Below are 22530 nucleotides of genomic sequence, written 5' to 3'. Positions count from 1 at the left end.
ATGCAGCTCACGGGTCAAGGAAACGGCCTTTAATTTCTTTGGATGAGGCACTGCGGTCCACCCGCCGACATCAGGCTCTTGCACACTTGGCTCGCCTCTTCCGAGGACGCGAACGGGCCGGCAAAGGCGCGGTAGTAGACGCCTTTCTCTCCGAGATCGACGCGCTTCACCACCAAGGGCTGCGAACCGAGCACGTTGCGATACTTGCCCTGCAGCGTCCGGTACGACGCCTGGGCGTCCGCCTCGTTCTTCTGCGAGGACACCTGGACCAGATATCCGCCGCCACCAACCGGAGCGGCCGAGGTTGACGCGACCCGGGTCGGAGGCGCGGCCGGAGCCGCCTCGGCCTGGCCGGGAACAAGCGACATTGGCGAGTTGACGCTGGCATTGGCCGCAGCCGGGTTGCCGCGCGACACCGGAGGCTTCGCCGCCGCCGGTGGTTTCGCTGGCACGGCCGCGGTGGCCTGCGTGCCATCGGGCGTATCGCCCTTGACCGAAAGCGTGCGGACCTTGCGCGGCTCGTTGTTCGGCAACGTGCCGTTCGCGCTGATCGGCGCCGGCGCCGGCTGTGCCGTCTGCACGCTCGCGGGCGGCGGTGGATTCGCATTGGCGTTCAGCGGCGGAAACACCACGCGCGGTCCGGCGGTCTTCGAATTGACGTCGACCGGCGTCTCTTCGCGCGACACGATCTTCTCGGTACCGTCGCCCGTCGCCATGCGGTCCGGCGTCTTGGCCGGCGCGTCGGCCTGGGCCGGGATCACCTTGGTCGGCGTGTTGTCAGCCTTGATGATCGGCGGCTCACCGCTGCGGGGCGAACCGACATAGGTCCGGTAGGCGTACGCGCCACCGACACCGAACACGCCAAGCGCCAGCACCGCGGCGACCGTAATCAAGCCGCTGCGCCGCCGACGGGGCTCGGGTTCTTCCTCGTAGGCCTCCTCATAGGCATAGGGATCGTCCGGATAGGCGGGATCGCGCTGCAGGTCCTGCTCGCCGGCTTCCAGCTGGCCGTAGAGCGCGTCGTCATAGCGCGACGGATCCTGACTCTGACCGCCACCCTGATAGTGCGGCTCCTCGTCAAAAGCCTCCGGCTGCCGAGGGGCCTCGACCGGCCGATAGTGCGCCACCGGCACGGGTGCGGGCTGCGCCTGCTGAGCCGCATAGCGGTGCAACGGATGCACCGGCTTAGGCTGGTAGTCCTGCTCGGGCTCTTCGTCTTCGATGTTCTGCACGGGAGCCGGAGCGACAGCCTCCTGCCGCGCGCGCTGCATCCAGGGCGGCGGGCCCGCGGGCGGCGCATCCTCGTCCGCGGCCTGCGGCTCGTATTGTTGCGGCCGCGCGTTGGCGCGCGACTGCAGCGGTCGCGGCGGCGGCTTGTTGGCGGAGCCGAAGGGATCCGTCTGGCCGATCAGCCGTGCCAGTTCGGCAAGCGGATCGCTGTCGGCCTTGGAAGCCGTGTCGGCGGGAAAATGTCGGTCCTGATATCGATCAGCCATTGTGATGATGCATCCCCTTCGGGACAGCGCCAAGATCGCCGGCACAGCCGGTCCGTACGAGTTGGCCTCTGCCAGATGCCCTCACAAATCCCCACTCGTGAGGGCCTAATGCCCCTGCCTACCGCATCTCGGTCGGAGCGTGGACGCCTAGAACAGCTAAGCCCGATGCCAGAACCGAGACGACGCCCTGAACCATTGCCAGTCGCGCCCTCGTGATCTCTGCATCATTATTGATAATGAAGCGTAAATAGGGCAAATCGCGCCCCTTGGTCCAAAGCGCATGAAATTCACTGGCCAAATCATAGAGATAAAAAGCGATTCGGTGCGGCTCATGTGCCACCGCCGCAGCCTCGATCATCCGCGGATAAAGCGCAAGCCGCTTGAGCAGCTCGAGTTCGGCCGGGTCGGTCAGCCGCTCGACCGTAGCATTACGGAGATAGGCCAGCCGGGCCTCATCGGTCTCTGGCAGATCGGGAACCGCTTCCTCTCGCGCGTTGCGGAAGATCGAATGGCCGCGGGCGTGGCCGTACTGGACGTAGAAGACCGCGTTGTCCTTTGACTGCTCGATCACCTTGGCGAGGTCGAAATCGAGCACCGCGTCGTTCTTGCGGAACAGCATCATGAATCGGACAGCGTCCGAGCCGACCTCGTCGACCACCTCGCGCAGCGTGACGAATTCGCCGGAGCGCTTCGACATCTTCACCGGCTCGCCGTCGCGCAGCAGCTTCACGAGCTGGACGATCTTGACGTCGAGCACAGCCTTGCCGGCGGTCACCGCCTTCACCGCCGCCTGCATCCGCTTGATGTAGCCGCCGTGATCGGCACCGAACACGTCGATCAGATTGGTGAAGCCACGCTCGAACTTGTAGCGGTGATTGGCGATGTCGGATGCGAAGTAGGTGTAGGAGCCGTCCGACTTGATCAGCGGACGATCGACGTCGTCGCCATAGGCGGTGGCGCGGAACAGCGACTGCTCGCGGTCCTCGTAGTCCTCGACCGGCTTGCCCTTCGGCGGCGGCAGGCGGCCCTCGTAGATGTCGCCCTTGGCGCGCAGGAAATCGATCGTCTCGGCGACCTTGTTGTTGCCTGATGTGATCAGCGAGCGCTCGGAGAAGAACACGTCGTGATGGATGTTGAGCGCGGCGAGATCGCCCTTGATCATCTCCATCATCATGGCGATCGCCTTGTCGCGCACGATCGGCAGCCACTCGGCTTCCTTCATGTCGAGCAGCTTCTCGTCATATTCCCTGGCGAGCGCCTCGCCGACCGGCACGAGGTAATCGCCGGGATAGAGCCCTTCCGGAATCGCGCCGATGTCCTGGCCCAGCGCCTCGCGGTAGCGCAGGAACGCCGAGCGCGCGAGCACCTCGACCTGGGCGCCGGCGTCGTTGATGTAGTATTCGCGGCAGACGTCGAACCCCGCGAATTGCAACAGGCTGCACAGCGCGTCGCCGAACACGGCGCCACGGCAATGGCCGACATGCATCGGCCCGGTCGGGTTGGCCGAGACATATTCGACATTGACCTTCTCGGCCTTGCCGATGTCGCTGCGCCCGTAAGCCGAGCCGGCGGCCAGCACGGCGCGCAGCGCGTCCGCCCAGACCTGCGGCTTCAAGGTCAGGTTGATGAAGCCGGGCCCGGCGACATCGACCGAGGCCACCAGCGCATCGGCGCGCAGCCGCTCGGCGATCTTGTCGGCGAGCTCGCGCGGCTTGGCCTTGGCATCCTTGGCGAGCACCATCGCGGCATTGGTCGCCATGTCGCCATGGCTGGCGTCGCGCGGCGGCTCCACCACAACGCGGGACAGATCGATGCCGGCGGGCCAATTGTCCTCGGCTGCGACAGCGGCACAGATCGCATGCACGCGCGTCAGCATAGCGGCAAAAAGGTGTGGTGAAGCAGTGGTGTCGGCCATGGCAGGGCGCTAACGCAAATCCGGGGTCGAGTCAAAAAGCCTTTGGTGCTCGATCAGGGCGAAACGGTCGGTCATCCCGGCAATGAAATTGCCGATCCGCCTGTTCCGAGCGCTCCCGGTCTCCTGCACGCTGCCCTCGATCCATTCCGCCGGCAGGTCTTCAGGCGATTGCAGGTAGCGCTCGAACAGGTTGCGGACCACCTCCTCCGCCTCCTCCATCACCAGCATCACCCGCTTGTGGCGATACATCCGCCGGAACAGGAACGCCTTGATCGCCGCCTCCTGCTCCGCCACCTCGGACGGAAACGCAATCAGCGGGGTATTGTGGTGGCGCACGTCGTGCGCCGATTGCGGCTGCGCGGCCGCGAGGCGCCGGCTCGCTTCGTTGAAGACCGCGCTGATGAAGTGTGAGATCAGCTCACGCACCAGTTCGGCGCCGCGCCGGACCTCGTCGAGCCCGGGATAGTGGCGGTCGATCTCGGCGATGATGTCGGCGGTCAGCGGCATCTCCTTGAGGTCGTCGACCGCGAAAAGACCGGCACGCAGGCCATCATCGATGTCGTGCGCATCATAGGCGATGTCGTCGGCGAAGGCCGCGATCTGCGCCTCGAGCGAGGCATAACTCCAGAGCTCGAGGTCGTGGCCCTTGTTGTAGTCGGCAATTCCGATTGGGATTCCACTCTCCAGGTAGCGGCCGGCGGGTGCGCCGTTGCGCTCGGTCAGCGGCCCGTTGTGCTTGACGATCCCCTCGAGCGATTCCCAGGTCAGGTTCAGCCCGCCGAATTCGGGGTAGCGATGCTCCAGCGAGGTGACGACCCGCAGCGCCTGCGCATTGTGGTCGAAGCCGCCGTCATCCCTGAGGCATTCGTCGAGCGCCCGCTCGCCGGCATGGCCGAACGGCGGATGGCCGAGGTCATGCGCCAGCGCCAGCGTCTCGGTCAAGTCCTCGTCGACCCCGAGCTGGCGGGCCAGCGCCCGGGCGATCTGCGCGACCTCCAGCGAATGGGTCAGCCGCGTGCGGTAGTGATCGCCTTCGTGGAAGACGAAGACCTGCGTCTTGTGCTTGAGGCGGCGGAACGCGGTGGAATGAATCACCCGGTCGCAGTCGCGCCGGAACGGGCTGCGGGTCCGGCTCGGCGGCTCCGCGACCAGCCGGCCGCGGCTGCGATCGGGGTCGCAGGCATAAGGCGCGCGGGGGGCAGCCATTCCGACCGACACTGTATTTTAGTCCTTATCCATTTGATTCCATGGTCCGACGCACTTAACTATGACTGAGGCGGCCGACCAAATGAATTGGGGATGACGCCGGGCCTGATCCGGATCGGATCATGCTCAAATAGGGTTTCGGAGACCGACATGACTGCTGCCATCACCGTCAGCGAACGGGCCGCCCGCCGGATCGGGCAGATCCTCAGCAAGGAAGGCGAAGGCGCCAAGCTGCGCATTTCGGTCGAGGGCGGCGGCTGCTCCGGTTTCCAGTACAAGTTCGACGTCGAGCGCACCCAGGCCGATGACGACCTCGTGATCGAACGCGACAGCGCGGTGGTGCTGATCGATCCCGCCTCGGTCCCGTTCCTCGCGGGCTCGGAGGTCGACTTCGTCGACGACCTGATCGGCGCCTCGTTCCGCGTCGTCAATCCGAACGCCACCGCCTCCTGCGGCTGCGGCACCAGCTTCTCGATCTAACGATTCACTATCCCGGGCGATTTCTCCCGGCGCGCCGGTTTCCGGCTCGCGCCGAATGCTCGGCTATTCCGCCGCGACCACCTGCGGCCGCTCGACGTCGCCGCCCGCCTCGGCTTGCGGGTCGAGCTTGCGGCGCAGCCTGCGGTCGATGCGGTCGAGATAGATGTAGATCACCGGCGTGATGAACAGCGTCAGCAGCTGCGACACGCAGAGGCCGCCGACCACGGCGACGCCGAGCGGCTGACGCAGTTCGGCGCCGGCGCCCGCGCCGAGCGCGATCGGCAGCGTGCCGAAGATCGCCGCGAACGTCGTCATCATGATTGGACGGAAGCGCAGCAGTGCCGCCTCGCGGATCGCGTGCTCGGCGCTGAGGCCGACCCGGCGGCGCTCGAGCGCAAAGTCGACCATCATGATCGCGTTCTTCTTGACGATGCCGACCAGCATCACGATGCCGATCATCGCAATCACAGACAGCTCCATCCCGAACATCATTAGCGTCAGGATCGCGCCGATGCCGGCCGAAGGCAGGCCGGAAATGATTGTGATCGGGTGGATGAAGCTCTCATAGAGAATGCCGAGGATCACGAAGGCCGCGAACACCGCGGCGAGGATCAGCACACCCTGCCCGCGCAGCGAATCCTGGAACACCTGCGCGGTGCCGGAGAAGCCGGTCACAATCGTCGGCGGCAAATTCGCGGTCTGCTCGAGTTCGGTGATCTTGTCGACCGCGTAGCCGAGTGAGGTGCCCGGCGCGAGGTTGAACGAGATCGTCACCGCCGGTTGCTGGCCCTGGTGGTTGATCTGCAACGGCCCGACCGTCGGCACCAGCCTCGCCACCGCATCCAGCGGAATGGTCTGGTTGTTCGCGGTCTTCATGTAGAGCTTCGAGAGGTCGGACGGATCGACGCGGAACTGCGGCTGCACCTCGAGGATGATCTGGTAGTCGTTCGATGGCATGTAGATGGTGCCGACCTGCCGCGCGCCATAGGCGTTGTAGAGCTGGTTGCGGACCTGATCGACGGTGACGCCGTAGACCGCCGCCTTCTCGCGGTCGATGTCGACCGTCATCTGCGGGTTCTTGATGTAGAGGTCGGTGGTAACGTCGAGCAAGCCCGGGATCTTCTCGATCTTGTCGCGCATCTCGGGCGCCAGCCGGTACAGCGCCTCGGTATCGCCGCTCTGCATCACATACTGATACTGGCTCTTGGAGATGCGGCCGCCGATGCTGAGGTTCTGGATGCTCTGGAAGAACGCCTGCATGCCCGGGATCTCGCGCGCCTTCTGCCGTAGACGGCCGATCACCACGGTGGCGTTGTCGCGCATCTTCTGCGGCTTCAGCGCGATGAACAGACGGCCGTAATTCGCCGTCGGATTGGGACCGCCGGAGCCGACCGTAGAGTTGATGTACTCTATCGCCGGATCGGTCCGGAGCACCTCGACCAGCGCCTGCTGGCGCACCTTCATCGCCTCGAACGAGGTGTCGGTCGCAGCCTCCGTCACGCCGATCAGAAAGCCGGTGTCCTCCTGCGGGAAGAAGCCCTTCGGCACGATCATGTAGAGATAGATGGTGCCGCCCAGCGTAGCCAGCGTCACCACCAGCATCAGGGCCTTCTTGGCCAGCACCCAATCCAGCGCCCATTCATAGGCCCGCAGCCAGGCCTCGAACATCGCCTCGAACGCCCGCAGCACGACGTTCGGCCGCTTGGTCGCGTCATGCGTGCGCAGCACGCGGGCGCACAGCATCGGCGTCAGGGTCAACGACACGAAGCCGGACACGATGATGGCGACCGAGATCGTCACCGCGAATTCGCGGAACACGCGGCCGACGATGCCGCCCATCAGCAGCACCGGGATGAACACTGCGATCAGCGAGAAGGTGATCGAGATGATCGTGAAGCCGATCTCGCGGGCGCCCTTCAGCGCCGCCTCGAACGGCTTCATGCCGTGCTCGATGTGGCGGACGATGTTCTCCAGCATGACGATGGCGTCGTCGACCACGAAGCCGACCGAGAGCGTCAGCGCCAGCAGCGTCATGTTGTTGATGGAGTAGTCCAGCGCGTACATCGCCGCGCACGTGCCGAACAGCGAGATCGGCACCGCGAGCGCCGGGATGAAGGTCGCCGACGCCGAGCGCAGGAACAGGAAGATCACGAGGATCACGAGCCCGATCGCGATTAGCAGGGTCTCCTCGACGTCGCTGACCGCCTGGCGGATCGAGACCGAACGGTCCATCATGACCTGCATGGTCACCGAAGGCGGGATCGCGGCGCGCAGCGCCGGCAGCTTGGCCAGCACGGCGTCGACCACCGCCACGGTGTTGGCGTCGGGCTGCTTCTGGATCGCGAGCACGATCGCCCGCTCGTCGTTCATCCAGGTCGCGATCTTGTCGTTCTCGACGCTGTCATAGACCTTGGCGATCTCGTCGAGCCGGACCGGCGAGCCGTTGCGCCAGGCGACGTAGATCTGGCGGTAGTCGGCCGCCTTGTCCATCTGGCCGGAGGCCTGCAGCGCGACGTCCTGCTTGGGGCCGTTCAAGGTGCCGACCGGCGTCGAGGAATTGGCGCGCGACACCGCGGCGCGGATATCCTCCATCGAGACGCCGCGGGCGGCGGCGGCCTCCGGATCGGCCTGGACGCGGATGGCGAATTTCTGCGCGCCGTAGATCAGCACCTGGGCGACGCCCGGCAGCTGCGACAACGCCTGCCCGATCGTGATGTCGCCATATTCGTTGACGCTCGACAACGGCTGCGTCGCCGAGCCGAGCGAGACGAACAGCACCGGGAAGTCCGCCGGGTTCACCTTCCGGAAGCTCGGCGGGATCGTCATCTCGATCGGCAGCCGGCGCTGCGCGATCGTCAACGCGGTCTGCACGTCGAGCGCGGCGGCATCGATGTTGCGGTTGAGGTCGAACTGGATGGTGATGACGCTCGTACCCTGCGACGAGTTCGAGGACATCGAGGAGATGCCGGCAATGGTCGAGAGCTGGCGCTCGATGATGCCGGCGACCGAGGCCGCCATGGTGTCGGCGCTGGCGCCGGGCAGGGTCGCGGTCACCGCGATGGTCGGGAAGTCCACCTTGGGCAGCGCCGAGACCGGCAGCAGGCGGAAGCCGAACACGCCGAATGCGATGATCGACGCCGTGATCAGCGTCGTCATGACCGGGCGGCGGATGCAAAGCTCGGAGAGCGTCATCGGTCAGGCTCCGGCCTTGCGCGCCCGCAGTTCAACCCGCGATCCCTCCGAGAGCAGCAGCTGGCCGTCGACGACGACGCTTTCATCGCCAGCCAGTCCGTCTGAGATCACCGAGCTGCCCTGGAAGGTGCGATCGACCTTGACCGGCCGGACCTTGGCGACGCCGTCCTTGACGACGAAGACGAAATTGCCGTTCTGGCTGCGTTGCACCGCGACCGTCGGCACCACGACCGCGTCTTCGCTGCGGATGATCAGCTTGGTCTGCACGATGGTGCCGGGCCAGAGCGTCTCGCTCTCGTTGTTCATGATGCCGCGCACGGTCACCATGCCGGTGGTCGCGTCGACGGCGTTCTCGACCATCGCGACCTTGCCGCGCTCGGAGCGCTGGTGGCCGGGAATGGTCGCGATCACCTTTGAGTCGCCCTTCCCCATGGCGTCGCGCAGATCGACCAGCGCCCGCTGCGGAATCGCGAAGGTGACGTAGACCGGTGCCATCTGGTTGATGACCGCGAGCGGCTGGGTGTCGGCGGGGCGGACGAAGTTGCCGACCTTGACATTGGCGGCGCTGATCCGTCCCGCGAATGGTGCGCGGATGACGGTGTAGCTCTTCTGGACGCGGAGATTCTCCAGCGCGAACCGGTCGGCCTTGATGGTGCCGATCAGGACGTCGGACTGGGTCTTGGCGTTGTCGAGGTTGACCTGGGTGGTCGCACCCTTGCCGACCAGTTCGGTGTAGCGGCGGAGGTCGCGCTGCGCGCCCTCGAGCTGGGCCTGGTCGCGGGCCAGGACGCCCTCGGCCTGCTCGATCTGCGCGTCGATCTGCCGCGCGTCGAGCGTGAACAGCAGGTCGCCTTCATTGACCTTGGCGCCGTCCTCGAAATGCACCGAGACAATGGTAGTCTCCAGCCGCGACTTCAGCGCCACGCTGGAGATCGGCGTGACCTGTCCAATGGCATCGACATCGACCGGAACCGATTTGCGTTCCGCCTTGGCGAGATCCACGGACACCACGCGCGGCCGCGGGGTCCCTTGCGCGGTGGCGGCGCCGCCACCCATCCATGAAGTGCGGGTCATGTAAGCCGCCCCGGCCGCAATGCCGAGAACAGCGACAGTCAGAACCAAATTGCGTTTTTTCATAAGTTTTGCACGTGCGCCGCCAGCTTCCCTTGAAGGCCGGTGCGCGTCGTCACTCCCCCGTCGGCAATTGTTGCGCCTTGTTTCCTGAGAGGGTTAGCACAGGCGGACCGCCCATGGTATGCCACCTAAGTGAAATAGTGCGGCTTCAATCCGGTCATTTGCATGCGCATCGCCGGACGTTTTGAGTAACCGGGCCGCATCCGTTCTGCTTCATTGAGCTTCCGAATCGCGACCTTATGTCCACCTCCGTCCTTGTCTGCCCCTGGGAAGAAGCCCGCGAACGCTCCCGCGCCATCCGCTACAGCGTCTTCGTCGAGGAACAGCGGGTGCCGGTAGAACTGGAATGGGACGACATGGACGCATCGAGCTGGCATGCGCTGGCGTTCGCCGACGACGGTGCGCCCTTGGCCACGGGCCGGCTGTTGCCGGACGGTCATATCGGCCGCATGGCCGTGCTCAAAGCGGCGCGCGGCACAGGCGTAGGCGCCCGCGTGCTGGACGCGCTGATGGCCAAGGCGGCCGAACTCGGCTATCCGGAACTGATCCTCAACGCGCAGACGCACGCGGAGCCGTTCTACGCACGCGTCGGCTTCGAGCGGATCGGCGCGGAATTCGAGGAGGCCGGCATCCCGCACATCGAGATGCGGAAGCGCTTGGTCTAAGCGGGGCGGCGCTCGGTCAAGTTCCCCCACAATGAAGGAAGTCCGATGGCAGTTCGCATCGCTACGTGGAACGTCAACTCGGTCCGGCAACGGATCGAGCTTCTGGTCAGCTGGCTGAAGGAGTGCTCCCCCGACATCGTCTGTCTGCAGGAGATCAAATGCGTCGATGATGCGTTTCCCCGCCTCGAGGTCGAGGCGCTCGGGTACAATGTCGTCACGCACGGCCAGAAGACCTTCAACGGCGTCGCGCTGCTGTCGAAGCTGCCGTTCGACGAGACCAAATCGGGCCTCGCCGGCGACGACGAGGACGCCCATGCCCGCTTCCTCGAAGGCGTCGTCACGCTGAAGCAGGGCGTGATCCGCGTCGCGTGCCTTTACCTGCCCAATGGCAACCCCGCCAATACCGACAAATATCCGTACAAGCTCAAGTGGATGTCGCGGCTTCTTGAGTATTCGAAGGAGCGGCTTAGGGCCGAGGAGCCGTTGATCCTGGCCGGCGACTTCAACGTCATCCCGGCCGCGCGCGACGTCTACAATCCCGCCGCCTGGGCCGATGACGCCCTGTTCCGCCCCGCCACCCGCGAGGCCTTCCAGTCGCTGCTCGGCCTCGGCCTGACCGACGCGCTGCGGGCGGTCAATGACGAGCCGGGCCAGTACACCTTCTGGGACTACCAGGCCGGCGCCTGGCAGAAGAACTGGGGCCTGCGCATCGACCACCTGTTGATGTCGGCACAAGCGAGCGACCGGCTGATCGACGTCGGCATCGACAGCTATGTCCGGGCCTGGGAGAAGCCGTCCGACCACGTCCCGGTCTGGGCCGATCTCGATTTCGAGATCGCCTGACCCGCCGGCCGGCCGGAAGTTCAATCCCGGCGGCCCTGCACCCAGTGCTCGAGCATCTGCAGCGCCATCGCGCGATCGTCCTCGGAGGCCTTGGCGATCGCCCGGTTGTAGCTTTCCTTGATCCAGGCCTCATCCGGCGTCGCGCTGTCGCGCGCCAGCGTCAGCCACATCAGGCCGCGTGCCCGCTGCGGCGGCAGGCGGTCGCCGTTGAACAGCATCTGGCCGAGCAGCGCCTGCGCCTGATGCTGGCCCTTCTGGGCGGCAAGGCCGAGCCAGCGCGCGCCGTAGCGGAAGTCGTCCCGCGAGGCGTCCGGCGTCTTCAGGTAGAGCCGGGCAAGGTCGTACTGGGCGTCGGCATTACCGAAATAGGACGCGGCATAGGAGAACATCTCCCGCGCCCGCTCGGTGTCCGCCTTCACCTTGGAATTGGGAATGCCGCTCAGATAGTAGCGGCCGAGCGCGACGAAGGCGTTGGCCACGATCGAGGCCTGCGGCGCCGACGGGGAATCCTCGGCATGCGCATTGGCGATCCGGCTGAAATACTCGAAGGCGCGCATGTCGTCCTGGATAACGCCATCGCCCTCGGCGTACATCTTGCCAAGCTTCCACTGCGCGACGGGGTGACCGCCCTCGGCCTGATACTGCAGCGTGCTGAACGACGAGGTCGGCGAGGTCGCCGCAGGCGCCACCGGGGTCGCGGCCCGTTTCAGCGCGCCGGCTGTCCCCGGCTGCGGGGAAACCACAGGAAGAACCGTATCTTGTGGGTTGACCGGTGCGCCGTCGAATCCGAATCCGGGGCCCGCCACCGGGATGGCCCCTAACGCAAACGCCAATATCGTACGCCTAAACGTCCGCATAACACTGTTTCTCGTACGCGCCACCCGGATGGGTGACTGCGCCATCCACCGCCGGCCCCACTTGCTCGGCGTACTTCCACAGCGCACCAGATGTATGGTTCGTCGCGCGAGGGGCCCATTTGGTCTTACGATTTGCGAGTTCGGCGTCGCTCAAATTTACGTTAAGGGTGCCGGCGACCGCATCGATCTCGATGATGTCGCCGTCTTGCAACAACCCGATCGGCCCGCCGACGGCCGCTTCAGGTCCAATATGTCCGATGCAGAAGCCACGGGTGGCGCCGGAGAACCGGCCATCGGTGATCAGGGCAATCTTGCCGCCCATCCCCTGCCCGGTCAGTGCCGCCGTGGTCGCCAGCATCTCCCGCATGCCGGGACCGCCCTTCGGCCCCTCGTAGCGGATCACGATAACCTCGCCTTCCCTGTAGGTGCGCTTCTGCACCGCCTCGAAGGCGTCTTCCTCGCGGTCGAAGCACCGGGCCGGACCGGTAAACCTCAGGTTGGACATTCCCGCGACCTTCACGATCGCACCCTCCGGAGCGAGATTACCCTTCAGCCCGACAACCCCACCCGTCACGGTGATCGGATTGTCGGCGGGCCGCACCACATCCTGATGCGGATTCCATTTCACGCTTTTGAGGTTTTCGGCGATCGTTCGGCCAGTGACGGTCAGGCAATTCCCGTGCAGGTGGCCATTGTCGAGCAGCGTCTTCATCAGCAGCGGAATGCCACCTACTTCAAACATGTCTTTGGCAACATAACGGCCGCCCGGCTTCAAATCCGCGACGTAAGGAGTCTTTTTGAAGATTTCGGCAACGTCGAACAAATTGAATTTAATGCCGCACTCATGGGCGATCGCCGGCAGGTGCAGCGCAGCATTGGTCGAACCACCTGAGGCTGCAACCACGGCCGCAGCATTTTCAAGGGCTTCGCGGGTGACGATGTCGCGGGGCCGGATGTTTTTCTCGATCAGCTCCATCACCTTCTCGCCTGCGGCGGCGCAGAAGGAGTCGCGGATCTCGTAAGGCGCCGGGGCCCCGGCAGAATACGGGAGCGCGAGGCCAATCGCCTCGGAGACGGTCGCCATGGTGTTGGCGGTGAATTGGGCGCCGCAGGCGCCGGCCGACGGGCACGCCACCCGCTCTATCTCGTCGAGGTCCTCGTCGGACATGGCGCCGACCGAGTGCTTGCCGACCGCCTCGAACATGTCCTGGACGGTGACCGGCTGGCCGCGGAAGTTGCCCGGCAGGATCGAGCCGCCATAGATGAAGATCGACGGCACGTTGAGGCGGACCATCGCCATCATCATGCCCGGCAGCGACTTGTCGCAGCCGGCGAGCCCGACCAGCGCGTCATAGGAGTGGCCGCGGACCGTCAGCTCGACCGAATCGGCAATGCATTCGCGCGACGGCAGCGACGAGCGCATGCCGTCATGGCCCATCGCGATGCCGTCGGTGACGGTGATGGTGCAGAACTCGCGCGGCGTGCCGCCGGCCGAGGCCACGCCCTTCTTCACCGCCTGCGCCTGGCGCATCAGCGAGATGTTGCAGGGAGCGGCTTCATTCCAACATGAAGCAACGCCGACAAAGGGTTGATGAATCTGGGCTGTCGTCAGCCCCATCGCATAAAGATAGGACCGGTGCGGTGCGCGCTCGGGACCCTCCGTCACGTGACGGCTGGGCAGCCTGCCCTTGATGTTGGTCTTGGCGTCCATCGCGACCCTGTTCCCGGCGCTCTTTCCTCCATCAACGCCGGAACCCGAAAAAATGTCCCGCCGTCGGAGCGCTGGCTATTCAGCTACTTGAATATCCTTTCATGTCGGGGTGTGGCTAAAAAGCGGCGCGACTACGGACCGGGTGCTTTTAAGGTTAAATGTTCAAGCACCGTTGCAGAATCGCAACAATCGTGGCCGCCGGGCAACCATGTATTATCAGTCCTTATAGACATCTGACGCGGGCCCGACCACATAGCCGATAGATTGCCGCCATGTGATGGTGCCTGCTGGAGCAGCGGGATTGAAGGACAGCCCTTGGTCACTGCTTCAACTGTCAAACAGCGTATTCGATGTCATCACCCGCGCGTGCGCATGCGGGTGATCCAGTATTCCAGAGACGTCTGTGCTCGAGCCAAGGGGGCGCGTCCTCCGTTGTCGTCCCGGCGAAAGCCGGGACCCATACTCCGCAGCGGGTGTTGTGAATGCGACTCGTCGCTCCACCGACGCGCAACAATGACCATCGGCGGTTATGGGTCCCGGCTTTCGCCGGGACGACATCGAGTGGGTTGCGCGGTCTGTGGGTCATATATTCGCATGCTCGCGACGCGAGGCGTCCGAGCTTTGCTCTTCGTTCCGCCCTCTCCGTTGAAGAGGGCGCAGGGAAAGCCGGGTGCCGATCGCCCCCATGGGCCCCGAGCAATGGGTAGAAAGCTCGGGGGTAGGACCACAGGTGTAACCGGAGCAATCCGGCTTTCCCTGCGCGATGGGCTACGGCTTACTTCGTGCTCTCCCCGGCGAGACTGGGCTTGCTTGTCACCGCCTTCGCAAAACGCATTCGCGTCTTGCGAGAGGGCACCTGCCGCTAGGGCGTCAGGACCACACGACTTCACCGTCCGCTTCGGGCTCACTCGTCAGTTGAGCCATCAACGTCCACCGCATCTCGACCCACGTTCGTGACGATCGCGAAGCGCCCCTCGATCGGGTGAGACGGGTGATTCATACACTGAGCTTCCCTTCGGATAAAGCGAAATATTTTTGAGCGAGGTGATTGACAGGTTTTGCTGAGTTGCCCGTCGGGTTGTTTTGTCGCACCTACCCCGCCGCGCAGTTGCGTACCGGGGAGCGCGCCTCTTGGCGCGAGCCCGGAGGGCCGCCGACCACATTCGCGGCATGACTCCCATCTGCCGCAGGAGGGCCGATCGCGACACTGGCCCGTATAGGCATTCCATGCGGCCCGTTGTACAAATCGCGTCGAGGTCGAATCGCAGACATGGCGCAGGAGCGGCCAGCACGGGTCGAGCGGAGATTGTCGGCGATATTGGCCGCCGATGTAGCCGGCTACTCGCGGTTGATGCACAACGACGAAGAGGCGACCCACGCCAAACTGACGACCCTCCTGGCGGACGGTGTGAAGCCGGCGATTGCCGACCACGGCGGCCGCGTCGTGAAGAACACCGGCGACGGGCTCCTAGCGGAGTTTCCTAGCGCCGTCGAGGCTGTCCGAGCCGCAGTACAGTTCCAAATCCGCGTTGACGAACTGACAATCGCAGATGCTGAGGATCGACGCATTGTTTTCCGAGTAGGCATCAATATCGGCGACGTGATCGTCGAACCCGACGACATCTTTGGAGACGGCGTCAACATTGCGGCGCGGCTTGAAAGTATCGCAGAACCAGGCGCCATCTGCATCTCGGCTTCCGCCTACGATCAAGTCCGGGGCAAGGTCGGGGTTGAGTTCGCCGATCTGGGCGAGCAGAACCTCAAGAATATCGACCGCCCGGTGCGGGCCTATGCCGTGATCAGGAATGGATCTGACCTGGCCATCCAAACGGAACGCCCAAGACACGGCCCACCCTCACCGGCTCGTCATTCCATGGGCCAGATCCGAGCCCGCCTTATGCCTGTGGGCGCCGCGCTTGCCTCTATCGCGGTCATCGCTGCGGTGGCCGGCGGCCTCGTCGTCTGGAAGGCGGTCGGCACCAACGTGTTTGAGGAAAGACAAAAGACACAGAGAGAGGCTACGGCTCGGCCAGGCATCATTCCTCGCCTGTCGCTTGTCGTGCTGCCGTTTGCGAATCTCAACAATGATCCGGAACAGGATTATTTCGCCGACGGTGTTGCGACCGACCTGACGACTGATATTGCGCAGATGCCGGGCGCGTTTGTGATCGGGCGCGGCACAGCCTTCACCTATAAGAACAAGCAGGTCGATCTTAAGAAGCTTGGCAATGACCTTGGCATTCGCTGGGCCGTACAGGGCGCGGTGCAGCGAGCGGGAGATCAGGTTCGCTTGAATGTGTCACTTGTCGACTTGTCGACCGGCCGCGATGTCTGGTCGGACCGTTTCGACGGTGATCGGACGAATCTTGCGGCCTTGCAGGAGCAGGTCACGGCGCGGCTCGCCCGCTCTCTCAACGTCCAACTCGTGCAGGCCGAAAGCCGGCGCAGCCAAATGGATAGGCCAACGAATCCAGACGCTGTGGATTTCAGCATGCGCGGCTGGGCTAAACTCTATGAACCTCGGATCAGGTCAACGAACGCGCAAGCAAAGGACTTGTTCGATAGCGCGTTGCGTCTCGACCCGGATAACATTGACGCAACGCTCGGGAAAGCGTGGTGCATAGCACATGACGTGATCTACGGATGGTCAATATCCGTCGTGGAGGACAAAAAGACGGCGATCAAACTAATTGATCAAGTTCTCGCAAAACGTCCGGCGACCGCAAACGCGCACATAGGCAAGGGAAACATTTTGAACTACGGAAACCCTGAGGAAGCCTTGCCTGAATACGAAGCAGCTTTGGAAATCGATCCCAATTCGCCCGTCGCGTATGCTAACAAAGGGATCGTACTTATTACGGCGGGACGCGCACGCGAAGCGTTTTCCCCGGTTCAGATCGCTTTGCGCCTAAGTCCCAAGGATCCGGCCGCTGGCACCTGGCGCTTCTTCCTCTGTCATGCTCACGTTCATCTTCGCCAGTATAATGAAGGCATTGAAGAATGTAGGCGCTCAATCAATTTGAACAAATTGGACTGGTTTCCCTATGCGGATCTGATTTCAGCTTATGGAGCAACTGGCCAGTTGGAAATGGCCCAGCAAATGTTGGTCGAATTGAATGCAATCCGATCGGACTTCACGGTCCAGTGGTTCCAGCGAATTGGCCACGCACGTTCGAGTAATCCGCAGTTTCGTCGTGAGTACGACGACATCGTCGAGGGACTCAGAAAAGCTGGCGTTCGCGAGCAATGAGGCGAACCGGATGGCCGGAGTACGCGCGCCGGTTCACACGGTCACACGCTTCCATTTCGCGTTCAGCGCCGAGGCAATACGGCTCGCAGGCGGACGGTCGAGCAAATTGGCGACCCGTTGGTCGCGGGCAAGAGTCGTCCATGTCCGCACCAGTGGCAGAGGCCGCCCCCCATCCACGCGTCATTCCCGGGGCTCGCGAAGCGAGAACCCGGAATGACGACGGGGAGACGGCGTTCGCAACCTCTACTCCGCGGCCAGCTTCGGTGGCGACGGAGGTGACCAGCACTCCGTGCGATTCCTGCCGTGCTCCTTGGCCTGGTAGAGCGCCGCATCGGCAGCCTTCATTAGGGCATCGATCCCCGGCATGCTTGTGAGCGCCTCGGCAACGCCGATGCTCACCGTGAGTGATACCGGCCGATCATCCGCCCCCACCGTCAACGCTTCCGCCCTCTTGCGGATGCGTTCGGCGACGGTTCGGGCGCGCGACAATGTGGTCTCCGGCAGCAGGACGGCGAACTCCTCGCCTCCGACGCGGCCGACGACGTCGGACTTTCGCTTGCCCCGAATGCATATCCCGGCAACAGCCTTGATGGCCTCGTCACCGACCGCATGTCCGAAGCGGTCATTGATGCTCTTGAAGTGATCGATATCAACCATCAGCACGGATACCGAACGATAGTAGCGCTGGAACCGGCTCCACTCCGCATCCAGCGTCGTCAGGAAGTGCCTGCGGTTGAACAATCCGGTGAGCGGATCGGTGGTCGCGAGCACCTCCAGCTGCCGTGCGTTGCGTACGAGATCGGTCACGTCGACGAAGGTCAGCATGCGACCGCCGTTTGCCATCGTCGAGCAATGGATCCTGATATGGCGGCCGTCCGGCGTCTGCACGTCGCGCTTGTGATCGCCTGCCTTGATCTCCGCAATCCGCTTCGCAGGAAAGGCCCTGATTTGCTCCGGGGTCGCGCCCGCCGGAACGGCGCGGCGATTGCGCGTGAGCAGCGTGATGTATGCCGGATGCCGCGCGACCTCCTCCTCGCTCACCTCCCAGAATTCCCGCATTCGCCGATTGAGGAAGATCGCATTGAGATCGCGGTCAAGCAGGACGATGCCGTCCTCTACGTTCTCGAGCGCGCCGGTCAGCACCTTGAGCTTGTCGGATGCGCGCACGATGTCGGTCACGGGCGTGTAGCTCACCATCCGGCCGCCGTCGGGCAGCGGCGTGCACTGACATCGAACCACATCACCGTTGCTGCGCCTGAGATCGATCGGGTTGGGGTCCCCGACGCCCACGAGGCGGACGCGCTCGGCAACATAGGCTTCGAGCTGCGCGGCCGGCAGCTCGTAGGCCATGGTCTTGCAGCCGTGATGCATCAGGTCGGTGAAGGTGGGGTTGCGGTCGGCCACCTCGTCCGGAAGCCGCCACATGTTCCGAAACGCGCGGTTGATGAACAGGGCCTTCAGCTCCGCGTCCAGCAGCAGGATGCCGACGGGGATCTGATCGAGCGCCGCGCGCAGCGCCAGCATGTGCCCGCGCAGAATGTCGCCGCTGCGCCGCTCCGGAATGGCGGCCGGCGCAGGAGCGGCAGGCGTGGGCGCCGCAGCGTTGGCCTGCTGCTCTTCAAAGACCAGGCCGAGCTGGCGGTCCGATTGCCACAGCCGTTTGCATGGCTTCACCTGATTGCTGCCGACGAGCAACAGTTGAATGTGATCGGGAATGCCAACGACACTTTCAAGTTCCACGGTGGCGCCCGTCTCCGTGAGCTGGCGGACCGTGCAGTCGAAGGCCGACCGGCCGAAGTTGAAGACGATCTTTCCGGCCAAAAACGTTCGGCCGCGGGAAGCTGACACCTGTCCGGACATGGCGAGAATCCACCTGGAGCAATTGCGAGCCTCTTCACCTCAGCACGTTTGAGTCACCAAGCCATGAACGCTTTCGGGAGGGTTTGATCGGGAGCCGAGCCGATGACGGCGGCTGTGTGCGCCGCAAAACGGGTTCCATCCGGCGGGAGGACTCGCGCGTCAGGTGGAGCGAAGCGATACGCATCATTCGCGTCGCGGATACTGAATTGAAGGGCTTCGCCGCGCGCTAACCGATCCGATTACGGCTCCGCCGCATCGTCAGTTGCTCACCTCATCTCCGAGCGCTTCGATTTGCCTCCGGAATGCCTCGAAACGCTCATGCGCTCGCGCCTTCGCCGTTCGAGCTACGGCGGACAAGTCGCTCCCATCAATCGGTCAAAGTCCCTGCCGGGAAGAATTTAGTTCTACCCTATAATTATGCTGTGTTAGACGCAGTCCGAGTAGTAGCGTCGCAACTCCCTCAGTAACGGTGTCAGGGAAACGCCCGCCATGTCTGCTCTCCAAGCAAAGCTGGAACGATTTGAGATCCTCGCCGACGAATGCGAGCTGATCGCTAGCAGGACGCTGGATGGGAGCAACCGCGAGCTATATCAGCGGCTGGGCGGGCACTATCGCGAGCTGGCGACCGATATGAGGGCCGTGATCGCGACGGTCAATGCTCCGGCGGCGTAAGAAAAAGGGCCGCTCGAAACAACAAGCGACCCAAGTCTAGGGAGGAAACGCCCTCAAGGAGGGCGGCGATAGCGCGAGGCGCTGTCGCACGATATGCATATGGGTTGAGAGTCCAGCTTCGGGAGCCCAGACTGCGCAAGCCAGGGGCGCGACTATGTGCCTTGAATCTGCGCTTCGCAGCGCATAACTCCGTGCGCGACCGCCGAAGATTGAGGCGGCTGCAATCCCGATACCCATCAATGCCGCTCGGGCCGCGATCGGTATCGCTTCCGCCTTCGCCCCTCGAGCAACGGCAGACAAATCGCTCCAAGCATCCCACAATTTACGATTTGGCGAGCCGCTTGCGCTTCGCGTTGAGCGCGGACGCAACACGGCTGACCGGCGGACGGCCGAGCAAGCCGGCCATCTCGTTGGTCGCGGCCAGCAGTCTGTCCATATCGATCCCGGTCTTCACGCCCATGCCCTCGAGCATGTAGGCGACGTCCTCGGTCGCGACGTTGCCGGTGGCGCCGGGGGCGTAGGGGCAGCCGCCGAGACCGCCGGCGGCGGCATCGATGACGCGGACGCCCTCTTCCATGCCGGCATAGAGATTGGCCAGCGCCTGGCCGTAGGTGTCGTGGAAGTGCATCGCGAGGTTGCCGACCGGCAACTCAGAACCGACCGCACGCAGCAACTGTTTGGCCTTCAGCGGCGTGCCGACGCCGATGGTGTCGCCAAGCGATATCTCGTAGCAGCCGAGATCCCACAGTGTCACCGCGAGGTCGGCGACCGCCTTCGGCTTGATCTCGCCGTCGAACGGACAGCCGAGCACGCAGGAGATATAGCCACGCACCTTGACGCCGTCGGCCTTGGCGCGCGCCAGCACCGGCTTGAAACGCTCGATCGATTCCGCGACCGAGCAATTGATATTGGCGCGCGAGAAGCCTTCGGAGGCCGCCGCGAACACCGAGACCACCTCGGCGCCGGCTGCGCGCGCGGCGTCATAGCCCTTCTCGTTCGGCACCAGCACGTGGAATTCGGCGCCCTTGATGTGGCTAACACCGCGCAGCACCTGGTCGGAACTCGCCATCTGCGGGATCGCCTTCGGCGACACGAAGGCGCCGACCTCGACGGTATTGAGCCCGGCCGCCACCAGCGCCTCGACGAAGGCGATGCGCGCCTCGACGCTGACCGGCGTCTTCTCGTTCTGCAGGCCGTCGCGCGGCCCCATCTCGACGAGTTGGAGCTGATCGCTCATGACGCGGCCGCAGGTTCGACTTCGGCAAGCTCGACGCCCTCGCCGACGATGTCGCCGACCTTGCATCTGAGCTTCTTCAGCACCCCGGCATAGGGCGCGCGCAGGGTCTGCTCCATCTTCATCACTTCCAGGGTGAGGATCGGGGCGCCCTTCTCGAGCATTGCGCCCTCCTCGGCCAGCAGCGCCACCACGGTGCCCGGCAAGGGCGCCACGATCTTGTCCTCGCCGACCTGCTCCTCGCTCTCGCCGCCGAACGGATCGACCCAGTGCAGGTCGAAGCGGCCGTTGCGGGTGCGCAAGTAAAGCTCGTGGCCCTCGATGACCGAGGCTATACGCGACTTGAGGCCGTTGAGCGTCAGGTCGAAGCCGTCATCGCCGGCTGACGAGATGGCGAAGACGAGTTCGCGCCCGCCGACGGAGAGCGTCGACGGTCCGTTGCCATAGTGCAGCGTGATGGTCTGGGCAGGCTCATGGCCCTGCCGGAACGAAAACACCCGCTGACGGCGGCCGACCGGCATCCAGCCGAAGGCCTGCCAGGGCGAGTTGGCCTCGCGCCGCGCCGCCTTCTGCTCGTCGTTGACGATCGCGGCCACCGCTGCGCAAAGCTCGAACTCGCCGGCCGTGCCGGTACCCGATGTCAGGTTCTTCAGCTCGCGCTCGATGAAGCCGGTGTCGATCGCATTGGCTCGCGTGTCCGGATGCGTCACCAGCGCCGACAGGAACGGGATATTGGTGACGATGCCGCGGACATCGGTTTCCTGCAGCCCGCGTTTGAGCTTGTCGATCGCGCCCTCGCGTGTCGGCGCCCAGGCGATCACCTTGGCGAGCATCGCGTCATAGTAAGGCGAGACGTTATCGCCGCTGCGATAGCCGGCATCGATGCGCAGGCCGTCGCCTTCCGGCGGCGTCCGCCAGGTCTTGATGCGGCCGACCGAGGGCATGAAGTTCTTCTGCGGATTTTCGGCGTAAACGCGCGCCTCGATGGCATGCCCGTTCAGTTTGATCTCGTCCTGCTTCAGCGGCAGCGCCTCGCCGAAAGCGACGCGCAGCTGCCATTCAACGAGATCGACGCCGGTGATCAGCTCGGTGACGGGATGCTCGACCTGCAGGCGGGTGTTCATCTCGATGAAGAACACGTCCTTGCCGTCGGAGACGAACTCGATGGTGCCGGCGCCGATATAGTTGACCGCGCCGGCGGCCTTGCGGGCGGCCTCGCAAACCGTCTCGCGTTGCGCGGCGTTCAGCGTCGGCGAGGGCGCCTCCTCGATCACCTTCTGGTGACGGCGCTGCAGCGTGCATTCGCGCTCCCACAGCGAGAGCAGATTGCCGTGGCTGTCGCCGATGATCTGCACCTCGATGTGGCGCGGGTTCTGCACGTATTTCTCGATCAGCATGCGGTCGTCGCCAAACGCCGCCTTGGCCTCGCGCTTGGCGCTGGTGATCGCGGCCGTGAGCTCAGCCGCCGAATTGACCACGCGCATGCCGCGGCCGCCGCCGCCGGCCGACGCCTTCACCAGCACCGGGAAGCCGATCCGGTTGGCGGCTTCTGCCAGCGTCGCCTCGTCCTGCGCCTCGCCGTGATAGCCCGGCACCAGCGGCACGCCGGCCTTCTCCATCAGCGCCTTCGAGCCGGATTTCGAGCCCATCGCCGTCATCATCTCGGCGGTCGGGCCGACGAACACCAGACCGGCCTCGAGGCAGGCCTGCGCGAACTCGGCATTTTCAGACAGGAAGCCGTAGCCGGGATGCACCGCCTCGGCGCCGGTCTCCTTGGCGGCGGCGATGACGCGCTCGATGCTGAGATAGCTGTCGCGCGCCCGGGCCGGACCGAGCAGCACCGCCTCGTCGGCGAGCGCGACATGCATCGCGTCGCGGTCGGCCTCGGAATGAACCGCGACGGTGCGCAGCCCCATGGCGCGCGCCGAGCGGATGACGCGGCAGGCGATCTCGCCGCGGTTGGCGATCAGAAGCGTGCGGAAACGCCGGGTGAGTTTTGAGCGGTCCATGATCAG

General features: G+C 64.4%; 15 protein-coding genes. 5 read left to right on the top strand and 10 right to left on the bottom strand.

All coding sequences use genetic code 11. The annotated features are described in order from the left end of the window. Positions 1–29 precede the first annotated feature (29 nt). The 3 genes from J6525_RS11070 to J6525_RS11060 form a co-directional block, all read right to left on the bottom strand. Entirely contained in the window at positions 30–1496 is a 1467-nt protein-coding gene (locus J6525_RS11070; RefSeq protein WP_225644342.1) for an SPOR domain-containing protein, read from the bottom strand. Positions 1497–1614: 118 nt separating this feature from the next. After that, positions 1615–3411, bottom strand: a complete 1797-nt coding sequence (gene argS, locus J6525_RS11065; RefSeq protein WP_225644339.1) for an arginine--tRNA ligase — start codon at positions 3409–3411, stop codon at positions 1615–1617. Between the two features lie 9 nt (positions 3412–3420). Beyond that, positions 3421–4629 carry a deoxyguanosinetriphosphate triphosphohydrolase gene (locus J6525_RS11060; RefSeq protein ID WP_225644337.1) on the bottom strand — a complete coding sequence of 403 codons (1209 nt, stop codon included), beginning with the start codon at positions 4627–4629 and terminating at the stop codon, positions 3421–3423. A gap of 138 nt (positions 4630–4767) precedes the next feature. Here J6525_RS11060 and erpA point away from each other — a divergent pair, with 138 nt between their 5' ends. Beyond that, positions 4768–5097, top strand: coding sequence for an iron-sulfur cluster insertion protein ErpA (gene erpA / locus J6525_RS11055; protein ID WP_016846874.1), 330 nt, complete (start codon positions 4768–4770; stop codon positions 5095–5097). 63 nt (positions 5098–5160) lie between these two features. On the opposite strand, the gene J6525_RS11050 is transcribed toward erpA, so the two are convergent. Further along, positions 5161–8289, bottom strand: coding sequence for an efflux RND transporter permease subunit (locus J6525_RS11050; protein WP_225644335.1), 3129 nt, complete (start codon positions 8287–8289; stop codon positions 5161–5163). Between the two features lie 3 nt (positions 8290–8292). Further along, positions 8293–9426 carry an efflux RND transporter periplasmic adaptor subunit gene (locus J6525_RS11045; RefSeq protein ID WP_172648029.1) on the bottom strand — a complete coding sequence of 378 codons (1134 nt, stop codon included), beginning with the start codon at positions 9424–9426 and terminating at the stop codon, positions 8293–8295. A 236-nt stretch (positions 9427–9662) separates the two neighbouring features. Here J6525_RS11045 and J6525_RS11040 point away from each other — a divergent pair, with 236 nt between their 5' ends. Continuing rightward, positions 9663–10088, top strand: coding sequence for a GNAT family N-acetyltransferase (locus tag J6525_RS11040; RefSeq protein ID WP_057018546.1), 426 nt, complete (start codon positions 9663–9665; stop codon positions 10086–10088). 45 nt (positions 10089–10133) lie between these two features. Beyond that, positions 10134–10931 carry an exodeoxyribonuclease III gene (xth, locus tag J6525_RS11035; protein ID WP_225644333.1) on the top strand — a complete coding sequence of 266 codons (798 nt, stop codon included), beginning with the start codon at positions 10134–10136 and terminating at the stop codon, positions 10929–10931. Positions 10932–10951: 20 nt separating this feature from the next. Here the strand turns inward: xth and J6525_RS11030 are convergent, their stop codons facing one another. After that, a complete protein-coding gene (locus tag J6525_RS11030) occupies positions 10952–11788 on the bottom strand; it encodes a tetratricopeptide repeat protein (RefSeq protein WP_026192730.1) in 837 nt (278 codons plus the stop codon). Then, entirely contained in the window at positions 11775–13499 is a 1725-nt protein-coding gene (gene ilvD, locus J6525_RS11025) for a dihydroxy-acid dehydratase (protein WP_018271516.1), read from the bottom strand. The genes J6525_RS11030 and ilvD overlap by 14 nt, the downstream gene beginning before the upstream one ends. A gap of 1270 nt (positions 13500–14769) precedes the next feature. On the opposite strand from ilvD, the gene J6525_RS11020 reads away from it, so the two are divergent. After that, positions 14770–16749 carry an adenylate/guanylate cyclase domain-containing protein gene (locus J6525_RS11020; RefSeq protein WP_225644331.1) on the top strand — a complete coding sequence of 660 codons (1980 nt, stop codon included), beginning with the start codon at positions 14770–14772 and terminating at the stop codon, positions 16747–16749. A gap of 243 nt (positions 16750–16992) precedes the next feature. On the opposite strand, the gene J6525_RS11015 is transcribed toward J6525_RS11020, so the two are convergent. Continuing rightward, complete coding sequence (locus J6525_RS11015; RefSeq protein WP_225644329.1) at positions 16993–18609, bottom strand: sensor domain-containing diguanylate cyclase; 1617 nt, start codon at positions 18607–18609, stop codon at positions 16993–16995. Between the two features lie 489 nt (positions 18610–19098). On the opposite strand from J6525_RS11015, the gene J6525_RS11010 reads away from it, so the two are divergent. Continuing rightward, positions 19099–19281, top strand: coding sequence for a hypothetical protein (locus J6525_RS11010; RefSeq protein ID WP_092083416.1), 183 nt, complete (start codon positions 19099–19101; stop codon positions 19279–19281). Between the two features lie 322 nt (positions 19282–19603). Here J6525_RS11010 and J6525_RS11005 read toward each other — a convergent pair whose 3' ends face one another. Together J6525_RS11005 and J6525_RS11000 are read right to left on the bottom strand one after the other, a co-directional pair. After that, complete coding sequence (locus J6525_RS11005) at positions 19604–20518, bottom strand: hydroxymethylglutaryl-CoA lyase (protein WP_225644327.1); 915 nt, start codon at positions 20516–20518, stop codon at positions 19604–19606. Beyond that, a complete protein-coding gene (locus tag J6525_RS11000; RefSeq protein WP_225644325.1) occupies positions 20515–22524 on the bottom strand; it encodes an acetyl/propionyl/methylcrotonyl-CoA carboxylase subunit alpha in 2010 nt (669 codons plus the stop codon). Before J6525_RS11000 ends, J6525_RS11005 begins: the two co-directional genes overlap by 4 nt. Positions 22525–22530 lie beyond the last annotated feature (6 nt).

The sequence above is a fragment of the Bradyrhizobium australafricanum genome (assembly GCF_020329495.1).
In the GTDB taxonomy this organism is placed as follows: domain Bacteria; phylum Pseudomonadota; class Alphaproteobacteria; order Rhizobiales; family Xanthobacteraceae; genus Bradyrhizobium; species Bradyrhizobium australafricanum.
The sequence above is the reverse complement of the archived record's forward strand: the minus strand, read 5'-3'. Positions and strand labels throughout refer to the sequence as shown.